Origin of the sequence: Neisseria sp. S1 (genome assembly GCF_048060015.1) — a bacterium.
GTDB lineage: Bacteria > Pseudomonadota > Gammaproteobacteria > Burkholderiales > Neisseriaceae > Neisseria > Neisseria arctica.
The window spans coordinates 1-2911 of sequence record NZ_JBLUPI010000029.1; the positions used below are offsets into that span (position 1 = coordinate 1).

The following is a 2911-nucleotide window of genomic DNA, read 5'->3' on the forward strand; positions in this document are numbered from 1 at the left end:
TTTCACCGTTGGCGCGCAGCATTTCCACCGCCGCACCCACCGTGGTCAGCCGCTTGCCGTTTTTGCGCATGGTTTCCATCACCAACGTGCTGATCACTTTTGCTTCTTCCCGCGTTAAGGCCGATTTACCGGCATCTACGCGGCGCTTGCGGGTCGGCTTTAACACAACTGCTTCCAGTTTGCGGTGCAATGTAGCCAAACTGATCCCCAAAGCTGCTGCCTGCTCTTTCAGATAGGTCGTCTTGCCGCCGCGCCCACGCTGTTCGGCCTCGCGGGCGATTTCGGCCAAACGCTCCGTCATTGCCGCATTCATGATTACGCTCCATTGCCTTCCGAAGACTCATAACCCTTCAGCCATTCAGGCACATCATCAGTAGGTGCTTCTTCGGGTAGGGCAAACAGTTCGCGCAGCATTTCCGCATCGCGTATCACCTGATTGATGCTGCCGACCATCTGTGCGCGGTGGTCAAAACCGTGCGCCTCACCATGTGCCAGCATTTGCTGGAAAATATCTTTCAAGCGGCTTAATTCTGAGCGGATGCCCACTTCAAGGCTGGATAAGCGCATGGTCAGCTCGCTGGCCACATCTTGCGGCTTCGGCTCTTTAACCTGCTTCTTGGCCAACTTTTCCTCCAGCTCGTCGACCTTTTTATTCTTGTCGGCGATAACTTTGTCTTTCGCTTCCGCCGTTTCGCGGCTTTCACGCAGCGCCAGGCGCAGTTCTTTCACCGTCATGCGGTCAACGTCATCAAGCGTGTGGCCGTTGATATCGCCGCCGTCGGCCAGCTCCACCAAAGTCACATCTTCCTCCACCAGCAATTCCAGCAGCTTGGATTTACCCAAGTCCATCAGCTTCGGCGCGGCTTTCTGCATCTGCGGGGTGGCGAAACGGCGGGTAGCTGACATCAGGCGTGATGTTTCTGCAATACCCAGCCCAAATTGGCTTTTCACAATTTCCATAAACCGCCCGTGTTCCGTATGCTCTTTTAAAACAATCAGCGCACGGCCCAGTTCAAACATACCTTCCATGGTTTGTCGCACCGCCAAGCGGCCGCGCTCAATCCAACGCTCTTCACTATAAGTTTCGCCATTGCCCCATTGCTCCATCACCATCACGCTGTGCGCCGCTTGGTAGTTTTGCGCGGCGGTTACATCCATTACTTCAATTTCGTTGCTCATTTGTTTTCTCCAAAGTTTCCGACGTCGGAAACTTTCAAAATTCGTTAACCCACTTGCGAACGCCGCATCACTTCCGCCAAACGCCGCTCCAAATCTTCCTGCTGCCGTCTGAAACGCTCGGCGATTTGCAGCGTTTTAATGCTGTAGGCAAAATTGCCGTTATCCAGTTTGACCACCAATCCTTCAGCAATCAGATCGTCTAAATCGCGGCTCACATGCACCGGTGATATACCGAGGCCGTCTGAAATCTCTTTATTGCTTACCCCGATAATCGGATGGGCTTCCAAAGCCTTAAACACCTTCAAGAGCCTGATACCTTTGGCACTCATCATTTCAACCCCAGTCTCACAGCAATTTCATGCCCCTTGCCGTAGTTGCCTTTACGCTGGCCGCCGACCACCAGATACACATCGCGCGGCTTAAAGCCGTTCTCTCTTGCCCACTGCGCCAGCGTTTGGCCGTTTTTGGCAAAATTTTCTTTTAATTTTTCAACAGTTATAGCCATAGATAGCCCTTTCCCATTGTGATAAAATAGTGAACTATTTATGCACTAGGAATTTACTAGTGCATTACCAATACGTGAATTATGGGATTTTAAAATCTCTTTTGCAAGGATTATTTTGTGATTTCTAAATCTCTTTTTGGTAATCGTTTGAAAGAAAAAAGAAAGTTTTTAGGGCTTACCCAAGCACAAGCTGCTGAAAAAGCAGGTATTGAGCGCGAAACATGGGGAAAATACGAACGTGGCGTATTTATGCCTAGTGGAGATGTATTGCTCTCTTTTTTGAATATGGGAATAGATGTGAGCAGCTTATTTGCTGCTGAACAGGAAATTAGGCCGTCTGAAAATTCTGAAATTAGTAAGGAAGAGTCAGAGTTATTAGGGTATTACCGTCAAGCCAGCGATAACGGCAAATTTGTCATTCTCAGCGTGGCAAAAGGCGCAGAGAAAAAAGCCGCCAAAGATAATCAAGTTTCAGCCACGCACAAAACAGCGTGATTTTTAAAACCAGACCAGCATTTTTTATGGAGACAGTCTTATGTTTGACTTTGAACAACAAATTAAATGGGGTGAGCGAGCAGAAGAAATCGTTAAAGAGGCAGCCACCCAGAACAATATCGAAATTCCCGAGCCTTTGGCTTCGGCATTAGCTACGGCGGTAAAAATACATTATCTAAGCCAAGCTGGTGTGTTTTCTTTGGTGGAAGCCTATGCAGATACGGTAAATCCAACTGAAAAGGAAGTAGATTACCAAGCAATCGGCAAAGAGCTGTTTGAAAAATAAAAAAATGCCGTCTGAAAATTTTTCAGACGGCATTTAGGACACTCCGACATTCTGGCTGCGCTGGTGTTCTGAAATGAATCTTAGCAAAACAACGCTTTCGCGTACTTTAAAGTGCATTAGAAATTGGAACAGCATGGAGCCGACCATCAACAGCAAAGACACGCTGTTGGTCGATACCAGCAAAAATAATCCGCGTGATGGTCAGATTTACGTGATTCGTTCCGGCGACACGCTATGGGTAAAGCGCATTCAAAAACATATAGACGGCAGCCTACTGCTGATTTCCGACAACGAAACCTACCCACCGATGTCGCTGATGTTGGCCGACCACCCCGATATTCAGGTCATCGGGCAGGTGGTGCAGATATCTAAAGACCTGAATTGAAATTTAGCAAAGGAAAACATATTTAACTATTTCGAAATTAAAATGATCAAACATCTATATA

6 protein-coding genes and 1 pseudogene are annotated in these 2911 nt (G+C 47.8%); 3 read left to right on the forward strand and 4 right to left on the reverse strand.

The features are described 5' to 3' along the window. From ACEPPX_RS11560 to ACEPPX_RS11575, 4 genes and pseudogenes are all read right to left on the reverse strand, one after another. Window positions 1-313: pseudogene (locus ACEPPX_RS11560) on the reverse strand (transposase); the annotation flags it as partial. A gap of 2 nt (window positions 314-315) precedes the next feature. Then, window positions 316-1179 (reverse strand): hypothetical protein, encoded by an 864-nt coding sequence (locus ACEPPX_RS11565; RefSeq protein WP_416624157.1) that lies wholly within the window; start codon window positions 1177-1179, stop codon window positions 316-318. A 44-nt stretch (window positions 1180-1223) separates the two neighbouring features. Then, entirely contained in the window at window positions 1224-1511 is a 288-nt protein-coding gene (locus ACEPPX_RS11570; protein ID WP_416624158.1) for a DNA-binding protein, read from the reverse strand. After that, window positions 1508-1684: a DNA-binding protein gene (locus tag ACEPPX_RS11575; protein WP_416624159.1), complete on the reverse strand. Its 177-nt coding sequence runs from the start codon at window positions 1682-1684 to the stop codon at window positions 1508-1510. The genes ACEPPX_RS11570 and ACEPPX_RS11575 overlap by 4 nt, the downstream gene beginning before the upstream one ends. Before the next feature lie 117 nt (window positions 1685-1801). Here ACEPPX_RS11575 and ACEPPX_RS11580 point away from each other — a divergent pair, with 117 nt between their 5' ends. The 3 genes from ACEPPX_RS11580 (at window position 1802) to ACEPPX_RS11590 (ending at window position 2850) form a co-directional block, all read left to right on the forward strand. Next, window positions 1802-2179: a helix-turn-helix domain-containing protein gene (locus tag ACEPPX_RS11580; protein ID WP_416624160.1), complete on the forward strand. Its 378-nt coding sequence runs from the start codon at window positions 1802-1804 to the stop codon at window positions 2177-2179. A 40-nt stretch (window positions 2180-2219) separates the two neighbouring features. Next, window positions 2220-2465 (forward strand): hypothetical protein, encoded by a 246-nt coding sequence (locus ACEPPX_RS11585; protein ID WP_416624161.1) that lies wholly within the window; start codon window positions 2220-2222, stop codon window positions 2463-2465. A 73-nt stretch (window positions 2466-2538) separates the two neighbouring features. Continuing rightward, on the forward strand, window positions 2539-2850 hold the full coding sequence (locus ACEPPX_RS11590) for a S24 family peptidase (protein WP_416624162.1): 312 nt from the start codon (window positions 2539-2541) through the stop codon (window positions 2848-2850). The last annotated feature ends 61 nt before the right edge of the window (window positions 2851-2911 follow it).

What these genes read in the sequence shown, in the direction of transcription:
- ACEPPX_RS11565 (WP_416624157.1), bottom strand. Translation starts at nt 1,179, where the DNA reads ATGAGCAACGAAATTGAAGTAATGGATGTAACCGCCGCGCAAAACTAC.
- ACEPPX_RS11585 (WP_416624161.1), top strand. Translation starts at nt 2,220, where the DNA reads ATGTTTGACTTTGAACAACAAATTAAATGGGGTGAGCGAGCAGAAGAA.
- ACEPPX_RS11570 (WP_416624158.1), bottom strand. Translation starts at nt 1,511, where the DNA reads ATGATGAGTGCCAAAGGTATCAGGCTCTTGAAGGTGTTTAAGGCTTTG.
- ACEPPX_RS11575 (WP_416624159.1), bottom strand. Translation starts at nt 1,684, where the DNA reads ATGGCTATAACTGTTGAAAAATTAAAAGAAAATTTTGCCAAAAACGGC.
- ACEPPX_RS11590 (WP_416624162.1), top strand. Translation starts at nt 2,539, where the DNA reads ATGAATCTTAGCAAAACAACGCTTTCGCGTACTTTAAAGTGCATTAGA.